This window comes from Echinicola marina (assembly GCF_020463795.1).
In the GTDB taxonomy this organism is placed as follows: domain Bacteria; phylum Bacteroidota; class Bacteroidia; order Cytophagales; family Cyclobacteriaceae; genus Echinicola; species Echinicola marina.
In genome coordinates this window covers 3048851-3069876 of record NZ_CP080025.1, presented here as the reverse complement: position 1 = coordinate 3069876, position 21026 = coordinate 3048851, and the positions used below count along the sequence as shown (strand labels likewise).

At 38.5% G+C, this 21026-nt stretch carries 14 protein-coding genes; 5 read left to right on the top strand and 9 right to left on the bottom strand.

What is annotated here, in order from left to right; translation table 11 throughout:
- Nucleotides 1–23 precede the first annotated feature (23 nt).
- Nucleotides 24–1703: an AMP-binding protein gene (locus tag KZP23_RS12795; RefSeq protein ID WP_226332111.1), complete on the bottom strand. Its 1680-nt coding sequence runs from the start codon at nt 1701–1703 to the stop codon at nt 24–26.
- A 206-nt stretch (nt 1704–1909) separates the two neighbouring features.
- Complete coding sequence (locus KZP23_RS12790) at nt 1910–2044, bottom strand: acyl-CoA dehydrogenase family protein (RefSeq protein ID WP_226332110.1); 135 nt, start codon at nt 2042–2044, stop codon at nt 1910–1912.
- A 172-nt stretch (nt 2045–2216) separates the two neighbouring features.
- On the opposite strand from KZP23_RS12790, the gene KZP23_RS12785 reads away from it, so the two are divergent.
- The gene (locus tag KZP23_RS12785; RefSeq protein WP_226332109.1) at nt 2217–3425 is read left to right on the top strand and encodes a hypothetical protein; all 1209 of its coding nucleotides are present in this window, start codon (nt 2217–2219) and stop codon (nt 3423–3425) included.
- A 90-nt stretch (nt 3426–3515) separates the two neighbouring features.
- Here KZP23_RS12785 and KZP23_RS12780 read toward each other — a convergent pair whose 3' ends face one another.
- The gene (locus tag KZP23_RS12780; RefSeq protein WP_226332108.1) at nt 3516–4031 is read right to left on the bottom strand and encodes an acyl-CoA thioesterase; all 516 of its coding nucleotides are present in this window, start codon (nt 4029–4031) and stop codon (nt 3516–3518) included.
- Between the two features lie 24 nt (nt 4032–4055).
- Nucleotides 4056–4574 carry a DinB family protein gene (locus KZP23_RS12775; protein WP_226332107.1) on the bottom strand — a complete coding sequence of 173 codons (519 nt, stop codon included), beginning with the start codon at nt 4572–4574 and terminating at the stop codon, nt 4056–4058.
- A 69-nt stretch (nt 4575–4643) separates the two neighbouring features.
- On the opposite strand from KZP23_RS12775, the gene KZP23_RS12770 reads away from it, so the two are divergent.
- The 3 genes from KZP23_RS12770 to KZP23_RS12760 all read left to right on the top strand — a co-directional run bounded on the left by KZP23_RS12770 (nt 4644) and on the right by KZP23_RS12760 (nt 11991).
- The gene (locus tag KZP23_RS12770; RefSeq protein ID WP_226332106.1) at nt 4644–5990 is read left to right on the top strand and encodes a M20/M25/M40 family metallo-hydrolase; all 1347 of its coding nucleotides are present in this window, start codon (nt 4644–4646) and stop codon (nt 5988–5990) included.
- 307 nt (nt 5991–6297) lie between these two features.
- Nucleotides 6298–8325: a M3 family metallopeptidase gene (locus tag KZP23_RS12765; RefSeq protein ID WP_226332105.1), complete on the top strand. Its 2028-nt coding sequence runs from the start codon at nt 6298–6300 to the stop codon at nt 8323–8325.
- An 873-nt stretch (nt 8326–9198) separates the two neighbouring features.
- Nucleotides 9199–11991 (top strand): hypothetical protein, encoded by a 2793-nt coding sequence (locus KZP23_RS12760; protein ID WP_226332104.1) that lies wholly within the window; start codon nt 9199–9201, stop codon nt 11989–11991.
- 384 nt (nt 11992–12375) lie between these two features.
- Here KZP23_RS12760 and KZP23_RS12755 read toward each other — a convergent pair whose 3' ends face one another.
- From KZP23_RS12755 to arsC, 4 genes are all read right to left on the bottom strand, one after another.
- Entirely contained in the window at nt 12376–13188 is an 813-nt protein-coding gene (locus KZP23_RS12755) for a DUF4249 domain-containing protein (protein WP_226332103.1), read from the bottom strand.
- A 1-nt stretch (nt 13189) separates the two neighbouring features.
- Nucleotides 13190–15553, bottom strand: coding sequence for a TonB-dependent receptor (locus KZP23_RS12750; RefSeq protein WP_317197991.1), 2364 nt, complete (start codon nt 15551–15553; stop codon nt 13190–13192).
- Between the two features lie 807 nt (nt 15554–16360).
- Nucleotides 16361–17359, bottom strand: a complete 999-nt coding sequence (locus tag KZP23_RS12745; RefSeq protein WP_226332102.1) for a cation diffusion facilitator family transporter — start codon at nt 17357–17359, stop codon at nt 16361–16363.
- A gap of 34 nt (nt 17360–17393) precedes the next feature.
- Nucleotides 17394–17747, bottom strand: coding sequence for an arsenate reductase (glutaredoxin) (gene arsC, locus KZP23_RS12740; RefSeq protein ID WP_226332101.1), 354 nt, complete (start codon nt 17745–17747; stop codon nt 17394–17396).
- Between the two features lie 374 nt (nt 17748–18121).
- Between arsC and KZP23_RS12735 the strand changes: the two genes are divergently transcribed.
- Complete coding sequence (locus KZP23_RS12735) at nt 18122–18991, top strand: tetratricopeptide repeat protein (RefSeq protein ID WP_226332100.1); 870 nt, start codon at nt 18122–18124, stop codon at nt 18989–18991.
- Here KZP23_RS12735 and KZP23_RS12730 read toward each other — a convergent pair.
- On the bottom strand, nt 18979–20886 hold the full coding sequence (locus KZP23_RS12730; RefSeq protein ID WP_226332099.1) for an ATP-binding protein: 1908 nt from the start codon (nt 20884–20886) through the stop codon (nt 18979–18981). The genes KZP23_RS12735 and KZP23_RS12730 overlap by 13 nt on opposite strands.
- Nucleotides 20887–21026 lie beyond the last annotated feature (140 nt).

Sequence of the window (21026 nt, the reverse complement as noted above, 5' to 3'; positions counted from 1 at the left end):
TCCGTAACGGGAGAGCTTTTTTGCTATACTGATTGTTTCATGTGATTTTCTTTAATAATTCTCCGAAGGATTTTCCCCACATTGGATTTGGGAAGCTCTTTCACAAAATAAACTTCTTTCGGCACCTTATAGTTGGTAAGACTTTTCCTGCAAAAACTGATCAATTCATCGGAAGTCAAACTCTCATCATTGGCCACAACATAAGCCACCACCCTTTCTGTCGAATTCTCATCAGGCATACCTATCACCCCCACCTCATCTACTTTTTCATGTCCCGCTATAACATCTTCTACTTCATTGGGATAAACATTAAACCCTGAAACTAGGATCATTTCCTTCTTCCTATCCACTATTTTCAAGAAACCATCCTTATCCTGCACAGCGATATCCCCGGTTTTCAACCAGTCGCCAAGCATGGTATCAGCAGTTTCCTGAGGACGCTTCCAATAGCCTTTCATCACTTGTGGTCCCTTAATGCAAAGCTCGCCCTTTTCTCCCAGAGGAACTTCATTGCCCTCATCATCCACAATTTTCACTTCTGTATTGGGCAAAGGCAAACCTATAGTCCCAATGCGTTCCGTTCCATCAATAGGATTACAACAAGCCACAGGAGAGGTTTCCGTCAAGCCATAACCTTCAGCCAAAGGCACGCCTGTGACCTGGTGCCAACGATCAGCCACATATTTTTGCACAGCCATTCCTCCCCCAACGGCTACTTTCAAGCTGCTAAAATCCAAATTCCTGAAAGATTCTTGGTTTAACAGACCGTTAAACAAAGTATTCACCCCAGTAAGGACACTGAATTTATTCTTTCTAAGTTCCTTACAAAATGCCTTCATATCCCTTGGATTGGTAATGAGTAGATTATGGGCCCCGATTTTTAACATGGCCAAACAATTTACCGTAAGGGCAAAAATATGATAAAGCGGCAATGCAGTGATCACCGTCTCTTCATGCTCCTTTAATTTAGGTTTCATCCATGCAGAAATCTGCTGCATATTCGCAACGATATTTCCATGGGTCAATTCGGCCCCTTTGGACACCCCTGTAGTACCACCTGTGTATTGAAGATAAGCGATATCCCCTAAATCAATTTTAACTGGATCAAGGCCTCTTTGGGCACCATAGGCCATCGCTGTTTTGAAACTTATCGCATTAGGAACATGGTATTCAGGAACCATCTTCTTGACATATTTCACCACAAAATTCACTATACCACCTTTCAGACCACCCAAAAGGTCACCAATACCTGTGATGATGATATGCTTTACTTTTAACGTTGGCAAAATGGCTTCCAAATTATGGGCAAAATTGGAAACTATCACCAATGCAGAAATATCCGCATCCTCGAATTGATGTTTCATCTCATGGGCTGTATATAAAGGATTGGTATTGACCACTATCAATCCTGCCCTCAAAGCCCCAAACATGGCTACAGGATATTGCAGCAAATTGGGCATTTGAATGGCTATTCTTTCTCCTTTCTTGAGTTTCAAATCCTGCTGTAAGTATGCAGCAAAATCCCGGGACAATTTTTCTAACTCAATAAAACTGATTGTTTTGCCCATACATTCATAGGCTACTGCCTCGCCGTATTTTTGGACACTCTCTTTAAAAAGACCGATTATACTTTCATATGCCTCCGCATCTACTTCTTTTGGCACTGATTCGGGGTAGTATTCAAACCATGGAAAATCTTGCATCTATTTATTATTTTGGGTAATCAAACAATGGCCTCTTTCGTGAATTTAATTTAACAAATTAAATCAATTATGATGTTAATATAAGACAAAACCTACCACCTAATTATTAAGAACTGATTATTAATCCTTTATTTCAATGCTTTTCTGGCTATTAATTCTTTCATGATCCACTGGTACCGGCAGATATTTTACTCCCTGTCATCCACTTATGCCCGTACTACGAGGCACTGCCACATATAACCATAACCTCCATACAGCTGTGCACATTCATCTGCTACTTCACACTGTAGTTCGGTCATGCGATATTTGGCGGTCAAAGTCTTAATTAAATAATTCCCCATGGATGCTAGCATCATTTTAAATCAATGCCCCCGTTCATCCACATTTTACATGGCTTTAAGTAATACCTGAATCCGAAATTGAATTTTAGAAAAGAGTTTTATTTCATCAATAAAATATTGATTATACATTTATGGCACAAATTTCGTATAGCATTTGGAAATTTAATTTTCTATGAAAACTAAACTTTACTTACTCACAATCACCTTCTTATCCTTCAGTTACTTTGCTTCAGGGCAGACAGACACGACAACCACCTCATTGGAACAGTCACTCAAAAACAGTTTACTGAAAAATATTCAGGTAAAAACTGATTCCTTGGACAATGAATTGGGGACAAAACTTCACGACTTGGACAAAAAAATCCAAATGCTCGATGAATCACTGAACCAAACCAACAGTGAAGCTCAGAAAATTGAAAAGCTGATTGAAAGGGTCAAATTAATCGAAGATTTCCAACAAGCCGAAAAAGATGCTGAACTGAATATCTACCAAGGGAATTACCAGTCAGCTATCATTAACTTGGTTTCTATGGAAAGAGAACTTCGGCCTTTAATCCTTTTTGGTGCCACCAGGGATTTCTTCCAGACCTTGAATGCTGTGGGCAACCCCACCACTTACCCAGGTTTCAATGATTGGTACAAAGGATTCCAAAGTTTTATCGACAAAAACAAAAAAGAAAGTCCTACCCTATCTGTTGTCTCCAACCTGATCAGTCTTACAGGTGATCTTTCTGCAGGCACTCCTATTTTCGGGACCTTCAGCCAAGCCCTCTTCACAGGAATGTCCAGCTATGTAGAAAGTATTGGTACTGGGCGCAGAGACCAAAAGCTAAGAGAACAAAGTCAAGAAATGTTTGAGTTGGTAACGGAACTGGGGCAGTTCACCAATGACAAAAACTTGATTGAAACTGAATGGGAAGCCATTGATACGGAATTAGAGGAACTTAAAAAACTATACGAAGAAAACCTGATCAAAAACCTCCAAGTCTTGGGCATTGATAAAAAGGTGTTTGAAAGAAGTTATAGCATGGAAAATGATGCCAATCGTAGGTATGAATACCTCAATGAATTGACCAACATCATTGCAAACAGGGTAAGACATGAAAAGGAAACAAATCCTAAAAACTGGAAGAACACCTTTTACAACGAAATGGCGGAAATCCAGTCCCTTAAAATTCGTTTTGGAAGTATCACATTTAGAATTAGTGAAAACATCAATAAGTACAATTCTCTGATCGAGAAATATAAAACAGCCAAACATATCGGCCCAAAAATCAATGACCTAGAAGCGAAACTTAATAATTTAAAAAGTGCCTTTGACAAAGCCTTCAACCCATTGGAATATATCAATGCTGCCAATAAAATGTATAAGGTGGATTGATACTGAAGTAAAAATTGACCATGGGAATTTTTAAGTTTGTCATAAAAAAACACGCTAGCAACCTAGCGTGTTTTTTTATTCAATGAGATGTCACTCCTCTGCCAACTTTACTTTTAGCTGCTTGACCCTTTCGGCAATATTGCTTTTGCGGATATCAAATTCATCCGTTGTCGCTTTTAGAAAATCTACAATTTCTCCTCTATGCGGTTTGACCTTTCCGTCCTTTAACCCCACATATTTAAGCGTAGTCCAAAGCAGATTTTTCAATTCCTTTTTGGAATCATCCATCATGTAATACTCTATTAGCACAGTATTTTCATTATGCCAAAGTATACGGCTCCTGATCCGTATCCACTCACCCACCATAGCTGGCCTGACATAAGAGATATTATGATTATAAACTACCCAAGCAGCTTGGTATTTCTTGATAAGATCATACATTTCCACTCCATATAATTTAGGGACTTGGTCTTCCCGAGCATTGAAATAATAATCAAAATACTTCGCATTGTTAAGGTGCTGCAGGGGATCACAATCCTGAAAACGGATGACTGCCCTGCTTTCCGTTTCCTTGGGATAATGCTTATCTGGGTTATACTCAAACATAGAATTTAAATATTTGGGATGATTTTAGGTATACCGCTCATGTAGGATTTGCATATGATGCTTAAAATGCCCCGGTATGATATTGAGCAATGCCCTCACACTGAGTTCAGATCCATTGGCAATTCCCACTCTGGTAAACGCCTCTTCTGGAAGTCCATTCATAAATGAGCGAATAATATATCTTGTAAGCTCAAATTCTTCCAAAAGGTTCACCAAAGGCACTTCATTAAAATTGGCCGCCTTCACATAATCTTCCTGTTCCATCCCTGGCAATTCTTGATCATCATTTCTTGCAAAACACAAGGCCCTGAACAACATCACCTTTTCTGTGTCATTGATATGTCCTATTACCTCCTTAAGGCTCCACTTACCATCCTCATAACTGTAAGTCGCCTTATCCTCTGACATGCCCTGGAAATATGCTCTTAATTCCTCCACTTGAGAAATCAACAGTTCTGTAATGTCTTCACCTCTAACTTTAGAAATATAGGTCTCATAAAAAGCTCCATATTCACCTTCTTTGGGAACTAATAACTCACTCATGTAATTCTCTTTTTATTTACTTCAAGTATACTATAAATTTAAGGGAATGAAATCCTAAACCATGATCCAATGAAAAGAATTTTAACAATATTGATCCTCATCATCCCCTTACAAACTTTCTCACAAATAACCACTATAAATAGAAATGAGACCATTGAGGAAATGGTTCATGAAATATCTCCTGACCAACTCAAAATCTACATTGAAGGATTGGTCAGCTTTGGCACCCGACATTCACTGAGTGAGGACCAGAAAGAGCATGGCATTGAAGCTGCGAGACAATACGTACTTTCCAAATTCAAATCATTTGAGGCTAATTCTGGAGGACGACTGAGTTCAAAAATCGATTACTACACCATTGAAGCAGATGGAAGAAGAATCCCCGAAGATGTAAGGATGGGCAATGTTATGGCCACCTTAAAAGGGACTGACCCCGCGGATGACAGAATATTTGTGGTCAGTGGACACCTAGACAGCAGAGTTTCTGATATCATGAATGCCAAAGATGATGCTCCTGGCGCCAATGATGATGGATCAGGAGTGGCTGCACTTATTGAAATGGCAAGAATAATGAGCAAAAGGGCATTTCCTGCCACCATAATTTTCGTTGCGGTTTCGGGGGAGGAACAAGGACTAAAAGGAGCCGCACATATGGCTAAAATGGCCAAGGAAGAAAACTGGAACTTAGCAGCCATGATAAATAATGATATGATTGGCAACTCTGCCTCAAGCGGCACAATGCTAAGAGACAATACCAAAGTCAGAGTATTCAGCGAAGGCGTACCCCTATACGAGACTGAAGAAATGGAAAGGCTTAGAAAATATACCAATGGAGAAAATGACAGTAAATCACGTCAGCTAGCAAGATATATTAAAGAAACCGGAGAAAGATATATTGACCAGCTGGAAGTGAAACTGGTTTACAGAAATGACCGATTCTTAAGAGGCGGAGATCATACACCCTTTTCCCAACAAGGGTTTACGGCAGTAAGAATTTGTGAACACAATGAAAACTACGAACAGCAGCATCAAGATTTAAGAACTGAAAATGACATAAAATACGGAGATCTACCTGAACATATCGACTATGAATTCTTAAGAAAAAACACAGGTATAAACCTTGCGGTTTTGGCCAGTTTGGCTACTGCCCCTTCTGTCCCACAAGAAGTTGGTATTGACGTGAGCCAATTGAGTAATTCGACCACTTTAAAATGGAAAACTCCTGCTGTAGGAAAAACTAGTGGATATTATGTACTAATGCGAGAAACCAGCTCGCCAGTTTGGGAAAAGAAATTTTTCACTGAGGACACCTCCATTACCTTGTCCTATTCCAAAGACAATTACTTCTTTGCAGTACAAGCAGTCGGCCCTGAAGACACTGAAAGCATGGCCGTATTCCCAAAACCAGTAAGATAACAAGTAAATATTCAGCCAATTATGCCTCTTACCCTTCTAAATTTTAATTCAGTGGGGTAAGAGACACTTTACATTATCGATTGTAGTGAGATCTCGCCCCGTCTTGAAAATGCAAGAAAATCAGTCTTGATCAAAGCGAAAGAAAAGCTACTGATTTTAAAGTATTTTCAGGCTGTAATTGATATGCTAATGCATATTTCTGGTTGAATTATAAGCCAAGAGCTCAAAGTTACTCAATCAAAAATCATTAACTTTAAGTCGATAATATCGTAAACACCTTGAATCAAAATCAATAAGAAATCAATATATGAATCCATTATTGGAAAAATTCACCACGCCTTTCGAAACGGCACCGTTTGACAAAATCAAAAACGAACATTTTTTACCTGCAATCAAAGAAGCCATCAAGGAGGCCAAAGCTGAAATTGAGATCATCAAATCAACTGATCAGCCTAACTTCAATAGTATCATTGAAGCATTGGACAAGTCCGGAAAAAAGTTGAACATCATTTCAAGCATATTTTTCAACCTAAATGCTGCTGATACCAATGATGAGATCCAGAAGTTAGCAAGGGATATTTCTCCTTTATTGACCGCTCACAGCAATGACATCCTTCTGGACAATGCACTCTTCAAATTGGTCAATGGGGTTTACCAGTCCAAAGACCGCTTAAACTTGAACGAGGAACAAGTCACCCTCTTGGACAAGACCTATAAGTCATTCATCAGAAATGGCGCCAATCTATCAGATGAGGACAAGGAAAAGCTTCGTGAAATTGACAAAGAACTATCCCAAAAAGGACTCGCCTTTGGAGAAAATGTATTGGCTGAAACCAATAAATATGAATTGGTCATCGACAATAAGGAAGATTTAGCCGGACTCCCGGATGCAGTGGTGGAAGCAGCAGCCCAAACCGCCAGTGAAAAGGGCAAAGAAGGCAAATGGGTATTTACGCTCGCCTTCCCCAGCTATGTCCCTTTCATGACTTATGCCGCAAACAGGGACCTTAGAAAAGAAATCTTTACTGCTTACAATACAAAATCCTGTAAAGGTGACGAATTGGACAACCAACAAATCGTCAAAGAGATCCTTCAGCTGAAAAATCAAAGGGCCAACCTTCTTGGCTATCCAAGGTATGCAGACTTTGTACTTGAAGAAAGAATGGCCAAAAGCGCCTCAGAAGTGAGTGGTTTCCTAAAAGACCTATTGGAAAAAGCCAAACCCAAGGCGGAAGAAGAACTCAAGGAATTAACTGAATTTGCCCAAGGAATTGGCGGACCTGAAACCCTTCAAAAATGGGACTTTGGTTATTACTCAGAAAAGCTCAAAAAGGAAAAATTCGACATTGATGATGAATTGACCAAGCCATATTTTGAGTTAGAGAACACCATACAGGGTGTATTCCTCACTGCGGGAAAACTATATGATTTGGAATTTGTCAAAAACGAAAATATACCAGTTTATCATCCGGATGTGACTGCCTATGAAGTTAAAGACAAATCAGGCAAACACCTTTCAGTATTTTACGCCGACTTTTTCCCAAGAGCAGGAAAAAGAAACGGTGCCTGGATGACCATTTACAGAGGCCAGTCCAAGGAAGATGGAATCGATCACCGACCTCACGTCTCCATAGTCTGCAATTTCACTAAACCAACCAAGAGCACTCCTTCCCTACTGACCTTTAATGAAGTCACTACCTTATTCCATGAATTTGGGCATGCTTTGCACGGAATGCTTGCCAATGGCACTTATGAATCCCTTTCTGGAACCAGTGTTTACTGGGATTTTGTTGAATTACCTTCCCAGATTTTTGAAAACTGGTGTTATGAGAAAGAATGTCTTGATCTGTTTGCTAAGCACTACAAAACAGGTGAAAAAATCCCTGAAGAGTTAATCGAAAGAATCAAAAAGGCAGCAAATTTCCATCAAGGCTACCAAACCTTGAGACAAGTAAGCTTTGGTTTACTGGATATGGCCTATTATAGTACTGAGCCTGCTGAAGTGAATTCTTTATTTGAATTTGAGAAAAAAGCGATGGAGCCTACTGAACTTTTGCCCGCAGTGGAAGGCACATTGATGTCCACAAGTTTCTCTCATATTTTCCAAGGCGGATATGCTGCTGGTTATTACAGTTACAAATGGGCAGAAGTACTTGACGCTGATGCATTTGAACTGTTCTTGGAGAATGGGATTTTCGATCCTGTTACAGCCAATGCCTTTAAAGAACACGTGCTATCCTCGGGAGGAAAAGTACATCCTTCTATCCTCTACAAACGTTTCAGAGGTAGAGAACCAAAGCCTGAAGCCCTGCTCAAAAGAGCTGGCTTACTCTAAAAACATTAAGGACCACACCTGTTGGTCCTTTTTTATTACCTAAAAATCAAGTTCAAAAACCGCGTATAAACAAAACCGTTAATTACAGATACAACACCAAACAATGGTATAAATTAAAAAATCACTAATATTTCAATTTATTTATTGAATTATTTTGAATTTAAAAACCAGTATATTACCTTTGTATCATAAGGAAGAGATAAAAGGTCTTTTCATCTATACTGTAGGGTGTTGAAATTGGCAGACAAGCCCTCCTGTCTCGGGGGTGGAGAAGCTGGGATAAAGCAAATAGCGAGCTCGTATTTTGCCTAACTACTCCGTGGAGGTTCGAGTCCTTCTCCTACAGCAGGTTATTTTGGGTTTATTGTTAATTGACTAAAGCTATGAGATATTGTTTCATAGCTTTTTGTGTTTTATAAGACATAATACATGAGTACACCACTGCCATAATCCCAAGTCAATGGTTCATTAAATAAAATTGCAATCGTTTTCTATCTATATAAAACATATTTTCTATTTATTTTATATAGATAATTGATTTTTTTCAAAAAGTTTTATTAATTTTGTATCACACAAAAAGCAAAAAGCTTTTTATACTGTAAGAAGACAACGTTTAAAACTAAACTTATTCTACAGGAAGAGTTGAAAACTCAATACAGCAACTCTGGAGGTTCGAGTCCTTCTCTTACAGCAGGTTATTTTGGGTTTATTGTTAATTGACTAAAGCTATGAGATATTGTTTCATAGCTTTTTTTATCTCCTGTCTTAACCATCCATCTAAGGATATCCAAAGCTCAAAAACTAATTTTTTCATTATCAAATTAAATCATTTATTTTTAAGCTTTTCCAAAACTATACCTATCTCATTGTTTGATGAATAAGTTTAAATCTATTAAACGTTCCCTTTTTCAGGCCCTCCTATATTTTATCTTGGCATGTCTTTTTTCCACGGCACCTTTGAAGGCCCAGCATCTTAAAATCCAGTCACTTTCAGCCTTGTCAGAGAAAATATACCTACAACTGGACAGAAAAACCTACACCACAGACGAGACTATTTGGATCAAAGGTATCGTCACAGAAGGACTACATCATGCTCCGAGCCAACTAAGCAGTATATTATATGTTCAGCTGATAGGCCCAGATGAAAAAGTTAAAGACGAAAAAGTCATGAAACTTTCAAATGGTCTTGGGGATAATTTTTTCGATCTATCCCCAAAATACCCCGAAGGAAAATACCTGATCAGAGCGTACACCCAATGGAACAATAATTTTGGCGACCGTTTTGTTTTTGAAGAGTATATAGATATTTTCCCTGCACTGGACCAGAAACAAGACTCGCCTATCAACAATGTATTTCTATCAGAAAGATCTCCCGGAGAATTTTGGTTAAATGCCCGTTTTTTGCCAAAAATAATTGATAGCCTGCACCAGAAAAAACTAGATATTTACCTTGACATAAACCAAAAAAGAGATACTCTTAAGCTAAAAGCTGAGGCTAATGACCTTTATACCTTGGCATATCCGGTAGATGTAGAAAGTAACTTGGCCACCCTGAGCATATCTACAGAAAATGGCCAAAGATTTACCAAGACCTTTTCTTTAGGCCAAGACAATATCGACCTACAGTTTTTTCCTGAAGGAGGCGATATGATTCACGGTCAAATAAGCAAAATAGGATTCAAAGCCGTGGACCAAAAGGGAAAGGGCATCACAGTAAAAGGGAATATTGTAAATAACGAAGGAGAAATCATCACGGATTTTGAAGGCAACCATCTCGGCATGGGCACCCTATTTTTATTGCCAGATAGCACAAAACAATATTTTGCAAGTATCTCTTCCCTAAAGGACACTTCACTGAGTTTCCAATACCCATTGCCACAAGCAAAGCCACAAGGACAAAGCTTTTCTATCATTCGGGGAGAAAACAAAATCAGATTAGTCTCAGTCAATTCCAAGCCAATTAACGATAGTGTATTTATCCAAATCAAATGTAGGGGCATAGAATATTACATGATGAAAGGCCGCCTCAGAAAAGGAGAAATGATGGTGCCTCTGTCCAAAAGCAACCTACCTGAAGGAGTCCTTTCCTTTACACTACTGGACAAAAACCGCCAGCCTGTAGCCGAAAGACTTTATTTCAATGAAAGACCTGAAAACAGGCTTAAAGTCCAAGCAAAAACAGATACCTCTACCTACCTTCAAAGAAAAAAAACAGCCATTGACATAAGGGTATTGGATCCAGAAGACAAGCCAGAAAAAGTAAATTTATCAGTCTTGGTCATTAATAGTGACCTGATAGGAGAAAGCCAACAAAACCGACAAAATATCCTCTCCCAGCTCTTGCTTAATGCTGACTTAAAAGGGGAAATTGAAAACCCAGGCTATTATTTTGATACCCATAACGACCAACGGCATCAAGACATGGAAGCGCTAATGCTCACGCAGGGTTGGAGAAGGTACAACTATACCCAAGAACTTGATTCCATCATTTACCAACCTGAAACTTCTTTACATGTTTCTGGGACAGTAGGTGGAGTACTTTCACCCAAAAAGAAAAAGGAAGGTGCGGCATTAACCTTAATGACCTTTGGGGACAAACCATATTTTCAAGCCCAAAACACGGATAGTTTGGGTCGTTTTCACTTCCCCATACCGGATGCCTTTGGCCACAAACTCAATATTCTCATCCAAAGCGCCAACAAATCAGGAAAGAATAAAAACTATACCATCACCCTGGATAAGTCCCCCTTCCCTCCCTTCGATTTTGACCACAGAAAGTCCATCGAAGACCTGGACAGTACCCAATTTGCTTTGATCACCCAACAACAGGAGAAAAACAAGGTAGATCGCGCATTCAGGCTATCAAATGATGCATTTGAACTAGAAGAAGTCATCGTGGAAGATTATCTTATGACCTCAGAAAGGGAAAAGGTCACAAAGCGCTTTGGCAAGCCTGACAAGGTCATTGGGGGAGAGGAAATCCAAGAAAAAGAAGAAAAATGGTCTTATGGACTGTACAGCGTACTTTTGTTCAACTATCCTGAAATCAGAATTGAACGAATGGAAGCAACTTATGGAGAAGATAGCCTAGGAGGTCCAGAAGGAAGTTATCTAAAAGCAACTATTCCAGGTGGTGAAGAAACACTGGTGGTAATCGATGGCATCCCTGTGATCAACTATAATTATGACCTTATCCCCAACATTCCTCCTTCTGAAGTAAAAAGTGTAGAATTGATTCGCTTTGCTAACCGCTTCAGTGAATTATATATGGAGGTATATCCCCAAGCCAACCCTTTAGAAATTCCCATGACTGGAAATGTAATTGCTATCTATACCCTCGCTGGAAAAGGGATTTTCAGTGTCCAGCAGCCCCCAGGAATCCTCAAAGCAGCCATCCCGCTTTATTCACCCTCTAAGGAATTTTACACCCCAAAATATCAACATATCAGTTCAGAAGACTGGGTTAAACCAGATCTAAGGACACTGGTTCACTGGCAGCCACAGGTCATAACCGACGAAAATGGAAAAGCTACCGTCAGCTTTTATAACGGGGATATTACCGGAAATATCATGATTGTCATTGAGGCCATCTCAGAAAATGGCAATATAGGCTATCAGGAATTGGTCTATAAGGTGACCAAAAGTGAAATAACAATATCCAATTGATAGGATTAGTAACCATTAAACCCGAAATATGCATTAGCTTATCTATTACGGACTGAAAATTCTTTAAAATCAGTCGCTTTGCTGCTGTTTTCGACTTCACCATAGCGGTGCTATGCCTCAGTCTCCAAACAGCCTGATTTTCTTGCATTTTCAGCCCTCACTACGATTGCTAATGCATAATCCGGGTTAAAAAAGCTACTTATAAATTGAGGCTAAGCTTTCTGCAACCCTTTTTCTTGTCCTCTTACAAACAAAAAACTCCTCCCATGACTTTAAGTGGGAGGAGTTTTCATTACTAATTAATTTGTAAGGTTAGTTTCCAAACTACATTGTCAAGAAATCACCAACCGTAACCCCATTGAAAGCACATAAAAACTGGGCCTATCACTCTACCTCCCCCTCTATATCCGTAACCGAATAAGCTGCAAAATAGCCTAAAGCAGTATCACCAAAATTAGACAATGGATTAGATGGTGCCACTCCTCCTCCATCGATCACTTCCACCAAAGTCCTATAATAATCATAAGTGGACCAATTAAGATGCCTCAACATTACATACAACTCATCTCCTTCTTTTAAGGTATGCGGAAAATCATAATCCTGCACATTGCCATCAGTAAACTTATCATCCCAAAGCCAAAAATTATCGTCTTCTATCATTTCCCCATCATTATCGAACACATATACCTCACCATTGACATAAACATTAAAACTATAATAATTTCCCAGACCGGGAGGGTCTTCAAAATAAGCCTTTAAGTAATAACCTTCTTTATAAAACAAAGACTCCTCTTCATAACGAATAGCCAGAGAATCAATCATAACTTGTTTCTCCTGCATTTTACTCTCCGCCGTATAGGTATTTCCCTCCACCTCTACCTTAATGGAATAATTTACTCCTCTTTGTCCTTGCAGTTCGGTCGTCTGGTACTTGCCCTCTCCTAAATCCTCCAAGACATCTACATTTCCCAAATCATCGGAAATTTCCACATAAGCGCCTTCCACTCCTGGAAATTCATTGTCTTCATAAAACCCTACCGATTTGCTGATGCTAACGGTGTAGGGACCGGGCTGATCCGTCACAATCCCTTCTATCACAATCCTGGGCTCAACTTCTTCTAAACTGATATCAATAACCTCCTCACAGGAAAACAAGGAAATCACAGCAAAAAGGGCTAAATATAAATTCGACTTCATTTTATTTAAATCTAAAGTTATAAGTAATAGAAGGTAGAATACTGAAAAGGGAGAACTTCACCGCTTCTGTTTTGCTAGGATCCTCCCTACTTTCTCTAAAATTCACCAAAAAAGCATTCTTTCTTGCATAAGCATTATAAATCGAAAAGTTCAAATCAGACTCAAAACGCTCAGTATTTTTCAACTTCATCGTGGCTCCCAAATCCAATCGATGATAATCAGGCAAGCGACTATTATTCCTTTTGTCATATAGATTGATGACCTCGCCTTTGGATTCATATTTACCCACTGGATAGGTTACTGCATCACCAGATCTATAAACGAATGAAGCAGATAAATTCCACTTTTTATTCAACTGATACATACCCACTATGGAAAAATCATGTGGCCGGTCCCAACTTGCTGGGTAAACCTCGCCATAATCTACCCCTTCAAACTTTCTTTGGGTCTTAGACAATGTATAACTGATCCAACCCGTTAAGTCCCCCTTATTTTTTCTCAGGAAAAACTCCGCCCCATAAGACCAGCCCTTTCCAAACAATAACTGAGACTCTACATTTTCATTAAAGACTAATTCTGCACCTGTCTTATAATCCACTTGGTTTTGCATGTCTTTATAGTAAACCTCCACAGATCCTTCATAGGCATTACCTTCAAAATTTCTGAAATAGCCCAAAGCAATCTGATCAGCTATTTGAGGTTTTACATTGTTACTGGATGGAATCCATAAGTCTATAGGTGTGCCGGCATTGGAATTGGAAACCAAATGCAAGTATTGCCTGTTCCTGCCATAAGATGCTTTGATCGAAGTGGTTTCATTCAACAAATAGGTTATCCCCAAGCGAGGCTCTAGACCACCATAAGTCTTGATTATCTCACCACTCTTATAGTCTTTTGAATCTACAATATCTCCATCCTCATCATAGGTGTATATTTCACCTGGCCCTATCTGTGCAAACCATGAATACCTTAAACCAGCATTAACATTTAAACTTGGAGAAATATTTAAATCTTCAGAAACATAAGCAGCAGTTTCCCAAGCATACTTCTTTTGCAATTCTTGGGCATTGATATAAGAATCACCCTGAGGGACAATTTCCCCTGGAAGGAAATTATGACGTATCCCACTTACTCCAAACCTTAAAGTGTTTTCGGGACTAATATAATATTCAAAATCTTCCTTTAAACTAATATCCTGGATGGCCGACATCACCTTAAAACCATTCATTTCACCGTCTTCCTCTTCAGCCATAATTTCCACATCATAATTATAATCACTGAAAACAGCTGTGGTATTTAGAAAAAGCCGATCATTGAAAAGGTGATTCCATCTGGCAGTGGCAGTAGCATTCCCCCAATCAAAACCAAACTGATCATTAAAACCAAAATTATCCCTTCCAAAGTACCCGGATACGAATACCCTATCCTTTTCTCCTAACCGATAGTTTGCTTTGGCATTAAGGTCATAAAAGTAAAGAGTAGAATTGCTCAGATCTTCATTATTGGAAAGTTTAAGGAACATATCCACATAAGTCCTCCTTCCTGAAATCACAAATGAGCCCTTATCCTTAACAATTGGCGCTTCAATGGTTGCCCTGGAGGAAATCAAGCCTATACCGCCCTGAGCTGCAAACTGCTTATTATTGCCCTCCTTCATTTTGATATCCAACACGGAAGAGGCCCTGCCACCATACTCTGCAGGAATATGTCCTTTATAAATGGTCAAATCCTTAATGGCATCAGAATTAAAAACCGAAAAGAAACCCAATAAATGCGAGGCGTTATAAACGGGGGCTTCATCCAATAAAATAAGGTTTTGGTCTGCACTCCCTCCTCGAACAAAGAATCCACCTCCCCCTTCACTGGATTTAATCCCCGGAAGTAATTGAATAGTTTTCACAATATCCTTTTCTCCAAAAATCACTGGAATGGCTGACACCTCCCGCATATCCAATTTGTTCACGCTCATTTGTGTTGAGCGGACATTAGAATCTTCAGGATCAGCGATCACTACCACCTCCTCTAATTGGGCTGAAGCAGGCTCTAGCTCCACATTAATACTTTGATCTTTTTCCAAATCGATCGTTTTGTTAACGGCTTCATAGCCCACAAAACTATACACCAATGTATAGGCTCCTTTAGGGACTGTCAATGAATAAAAGCCATATACATTACTAGTTGCACCGGTAGCCAATTCCTTTACAAACACCGTAGCTCCAATCAAGCCTTCACCACTACTGGCATCTTCTATAGTCCCACTGATGGTAACTTTCTCTTGTGCCAAAAGTGGATAAGTAGAACAGGCAATCATAAAAAACAGCAACAATAATTTAAGCTGTAAACAGGACAAACTTTTCACCTTCATTTTATTATTATTTTCAAAAGCTCAAAACTAAAAGAAAATTAAATCTCCACATAATTAAATAGTGCTTTACAAGCTACTCAAAAGAAGCATTGAGATAGGCGCCTCCCTATTTAATTCGCCTAAATAATGTGTTTAGTGTTTTATTGGTCACTTCGGGGATATTCGGGACATGTAAAAGTCCCTGTAATTAGAAGACACCATAGAAAATAAAAACCCTTAGTGCATTTATTTTTTTTATCAACAACTCTCCAATGACAAACACTTCAATGATAATTCTCCCCGTTTCAAACATAACAAAGCAGGACTAAGTTAAGTCTATTATATATCAAGCAGTCATACAGAAGGTTTATTAATAATTAAAGGACAAAGTAAGTTACAACAGGTCGTTATAATAATACTTTAAAAAAATCAAGTTGTGATGTAAAATAAAAAACTCTGACAAACAGAAAACGGGATGATCAAAACCATCCCGTTTTCCTTAACTAAAAAAATCAAATCCATTTAAAAAGTATTCTTCTGCATGGTACACAGAAACGATATTTGCTAACTTTCTCTGCTGACTACATTACAATAATCAAAACAACTATTGCCAACCAAACAATGGCAGACGCAGCCAGAAACATCTTAAATTTGTCGTCGCTCATCATCCTTTTTGTTTTAATATACAAAAAGGAGAAGACAATAACAATAAAAAACACTTCGCAAAACACTGATTTACAACAAAATACACATGAACCCTTATATAAAACACAGATATTCCTTGACTAAAACATACCTTTTGATAGCAGAATTCTTACATTAAATAACTTATATGCTTTCAGTGAATTCATGATAATGTTTTTGATTCTTTGATACATTATCCACCGTCCAACTGATCTTCTTTGACTTGGGATATTTTCTAACTGGACAATTAGACACCTGGCAATAATTGCAACACTTTTCAGGAATACAAGGATCTGCATGTACAAATACCTCTACATGCCCCTTGAGGTTTTCTTCTAAAACAGCCTCTACCTTTTCCACCTCATCATGCACCTTTTTTAGTTCAAAATAATAAGGCAAGGTCAAATGTAGGTCAATATGCTTATCCGCTCCATACTGCTGAACCCGCATATTATGAATATCTATCCAGTTATTCTTCCTGTATTTGTTGAGCAACTTCACTACCGTAATTACCGAACTAGGATTTCTTTCATCCATTAAACCGGCTACAGACCTTCTCACAAGCCCATAGCCATTATAGACGATATACAAGGCAAACAGCAATGAAAACACACCATCAAGAACCCCATAACCTGTAAAATAAATAACTGCTACACCTAAAATCAGCACGAAACTACTTATGGCATCTGTAAAGATATGTCTACCATCAGCCTCAAGGGTAATACTGTCTAGCTCCTTTCCTTTGGAGAGCAACATATAGCCCATCAAGCCATTAGCGAAACCAGATATGCCTACCAAAGCCATCCCCAAGGGAAGCTCCCTTAGTTCGGCAGGAAAAAAGAAACTATAAATAGATTGATAGATAATAAATATCCCCGCAAGGATTATCAATACCCCCTCGATACCTGCACTGAAAAACTCAATTTTACCATGCCCATAAGGGTGGTTTTGGTCCCTCGGCATCGAACTCAAGTGAATGCTATAAAAGGCAAAACCGGAAGCCACCACATTCACTATACTCTCTAGTGCATCAGTTAATATTGCATTGGATTTAGTGATATAATATGAATAAAACTTCATTATGAGCAGCAACACGCTCACCACAAATGAAGCTATGATCCAATGCTTACGGGGATTTTTCACAGACAGTATTGGTTAGACATTGATCAGGAAGGCACTACAAAATTCCCAGTACATTTTCGGGAGGTCTTCCTATTACAGCTTTATTTCCTTTCACTACTATTGGTCGTTCTATCAATATGGGATTTTCCACCATTATTTCTACCAATTCATCCTCAGAAAATGACTTTCCCTTATAACTTTCCTTCCAGACCTGCTCATTTTCCCGAATTAACTCTTCTGCCTTGATCCCCAATTTGCCCAAAATTGACTTTAATTCAGCTCTACTTGGAGGTGTCTCCAGGTATTTAATAATTTCCACTTCGTCTTCTGGAATCTGCTCTTGAACCAGCTTCAAGCTATTTCGGCTTTTTCCGCACCTAGGATTATGATATACTTTAACCTTGCTCATCTTTCATTTATTTATATCAAAAGTAGCTATTCAACTTATAAAATAAAATCTTGCTTTCGCCCGTAACCTTAACAAGCTAATCTAAAAAACATAATTTTATTGTGATAATAAAATTTACAGAGAATACACTACTTATCGACTGGCAGCCAGTCCAAATCTCTCCTATGCCAATAATTGATTTTCAGAAGCTATTTTTAGGGTAATTTTGTTAAAACCTTTCACTAAATTTGTCCTGACATTCAAAGGATAGAAATTTCATCTCCTTCCATCATTCAACATCAGCAAGCTTAATTACTCGTATGCAGTTTACTACTCGAATTTCCTTAATTTGCCTTCTATCACTTTTTAGCATCTTAGCCATTTCCTGTGACTCCTTGGAAGATAAAAAAGGCAGGTTCCTCCTGAAAGGCAATAATAAATTAATGGAAAGTGATTACCAAAGTGCCATAGAATATTATAATGAGGCCCTGCAATTGGACCCAGACTTTGAAAACGCATACTATAATCGGGGATTGGCTTATAGTTCCATAGCTAAATATAATACAGCCATACAAGACTTTTCCAAAGCTATTGAATTAAATCCGTCATACCAGGATGCCTATTACCAAAGGAGTATTACCTATCTGGACAATGGCGAAAACTACAAAAGCCTTGCTGATGCAGAAAGCCTCATTAAACTAGCTCCTGATGACTATAGAGGCTATTTTGTAAAAGGACTGGTGATGGAACAATTAAACCGCTTCGAGGAATCCTTGGCGTCCTTTTCAAAAGCAATAGAAATGAACAGCAGCATAGCGGACCTATATGTCAACAGGGCTACTATCAATTATTACCTTGAAGATTTTGAAACTGCTCTAACTGACTTGGAAAAAGCCATACAAATCAATCCCAAAGAAGCCAATATTTACAATTTAAAATCCTTAATTGCTTTTGAAAAAGACGATTTATCAACAGCTATCAGCTGGGTTGAGAAAGCCATTGAACTCAACCCTTCTCAAGCTTATTATTATAACAACAGAGGCCTTTACCTTCTTTTTACAGGAAAGCTGGAAAAGGGACTTGAAGACATCAATTTAAGTCTTAAACAAAACAGCAAGAATCTATTCGCCTTAAGAAACAAAGGGATTTATTACTATTTCAAAGGGGACAAAGCTCTTTCTATTAAATACCTGAGTGATGTACACAAAAAAAATCCTGAAATGAAACTGACTAAAAAGTATTTGGATCTGGCTCAGGAAATGTAATGCTGAATCAAATTCTCTATACTCTTCTGTAAAACTATGGCGTTGATGGGTTTGGAAACAAAGTCATCGATATTACTTTGCTTCAATCCTTCTGCCACCTCCCGTCTAGATGCTGCCGTCAATGCAATAATAGGAATATCAAACCGCTCCTTGATAATTTTAGACGCCTCCAAACCGTCGATGACGGGCATTTGTATATCCATCAAGATGATATCGTATGTCTTATCAAAGACTGAGGCTATCGCTTCTTCACCATTGGAAACCCGATCACATGCATAGCCCCATCCTTTTAGTATCTTCATCACCACCATGGCATTCACCTGATTATCCTCTGCCAAAAGCACCTGAATATTTTGCCTGAAAGCCTTATTATTTAAAAATGTGTTACCACTTCTTGGCAATTCATCCAATTCAAATGAAAGGTGCTGTTTTGAAGTACCAAATTTCTCGAAGTTGATTTCAAAAGAAAAGGTACTGCCTATCCCTACTTCAGACGCCAAATTGATTTCACTCCCCATATTTTCAAGCAATCTCTTTGTAATAGGCATCCCTAGTCCAGTCCCCCCATATTTGGCATCAAATGACTCATTTACCTGGTCAAATTCGTTGAAAACCTTACCGAAGTCCTTTTTATCAATTCCCACCCCATTATCCTTCACTTCAAAATAAACCTTCGCCGAATTGTAACTGTGATCAATCATGGTCACAGTCACATCTACCCTACCCTCATGTGTGAATTTAAGCGCATTGGTGATCAGGTTATTCAATATTTGAGAGAGCCTGACCTTGTCCCCTAGCACAGTGAAATCTACTTTATCCGAAATGATTAGGTTCAGGTCGTTTTTGGATTCCAAAGCTTGAAATCTCAAACTATTGACCACCTGTTCCATCAACTGCTTTAGATTGAATGGCTTTGATTCCAAAACAATCTTTCCCGCTTCTATTTTCTGAAAATCCAAGAGATCATTGATCATGATGATCAAATTGTCCACTGCAAAACTGATAGTATTTAACAAGGGTTCCTGCGAACTATAATGATCCTCTCCCAACAAGCTGAATACCGATCCTGAAATAGTATTCAAAGGCGTCCTGATGTCATGGGTAATCATAGAGATAAAATCTGACTTAACCTTACTGGCATTCAGGGCCAAATTCTTATGGTTTTCAAGTTCTAATTCCCGTTCCTTAAAACCAGAAATATCCAATAAACAACCATACCAATTCATGTCACCAGTAGGCCCTTCCTCAGGTCTGGCCATACCTTGTACCCAAACCAACTCATCTTTCCCCTCCAATTTAAGTCGAAAAGTACAATTCCACATAGATAGTAACCGAGTTGAATGCACCAAAGACTGCAAGACTTTCCCTACATCCTGCGAAAAAACCATACCCAACAAATAATCAATACCTTTAACCTCCCCATTTGAGGATGGGGATTCGTTTAAAATATTCATTCCACCATCGCTGAAATATTTGAAATTCATCTTCCCCTCCTCGGTCATATTCATTTGAAAAAGCGTATTGGGAATTTTATCTATCAGATTTTTGTAAAAACTGGAACATTTTTCCTTTGTACTGGTCGAGGCATTTCCCTTGGAGCTTTCCATCGTATCCAATTCCACCAAACTGCCATTTTGAAAAATAAAATAATTGCTATCTTCCTCTCCAACTATAAAAGAATAATATGCATTGTGATACTTGATCGTAACCTGATCACCAGTAGATAGATTACTTCTATCCAAGCCAAAATCAGAAAGACTTTTTCTCCTCAAATCCATTCCCAGTGCCTCGCGAAAAGAACGATTCTCAAAAACCACACGGTAAGGTGGATTTTTCTCTACCAAAAATACCATTTCTGGAGATTGATCAAGTATCTTCCTAAAAACACTGGTCATTATAATATTCTTTCAGCTATAGAAATTTAAAATAGGCGAATCTTTCTGCTAAATCAAAAGGTTTTTTTTACTTATATAAATAATTTATAACTAAATACATGGTTAAGTTAACAAATCCCCTCGCTTAAAAAAACAAATCA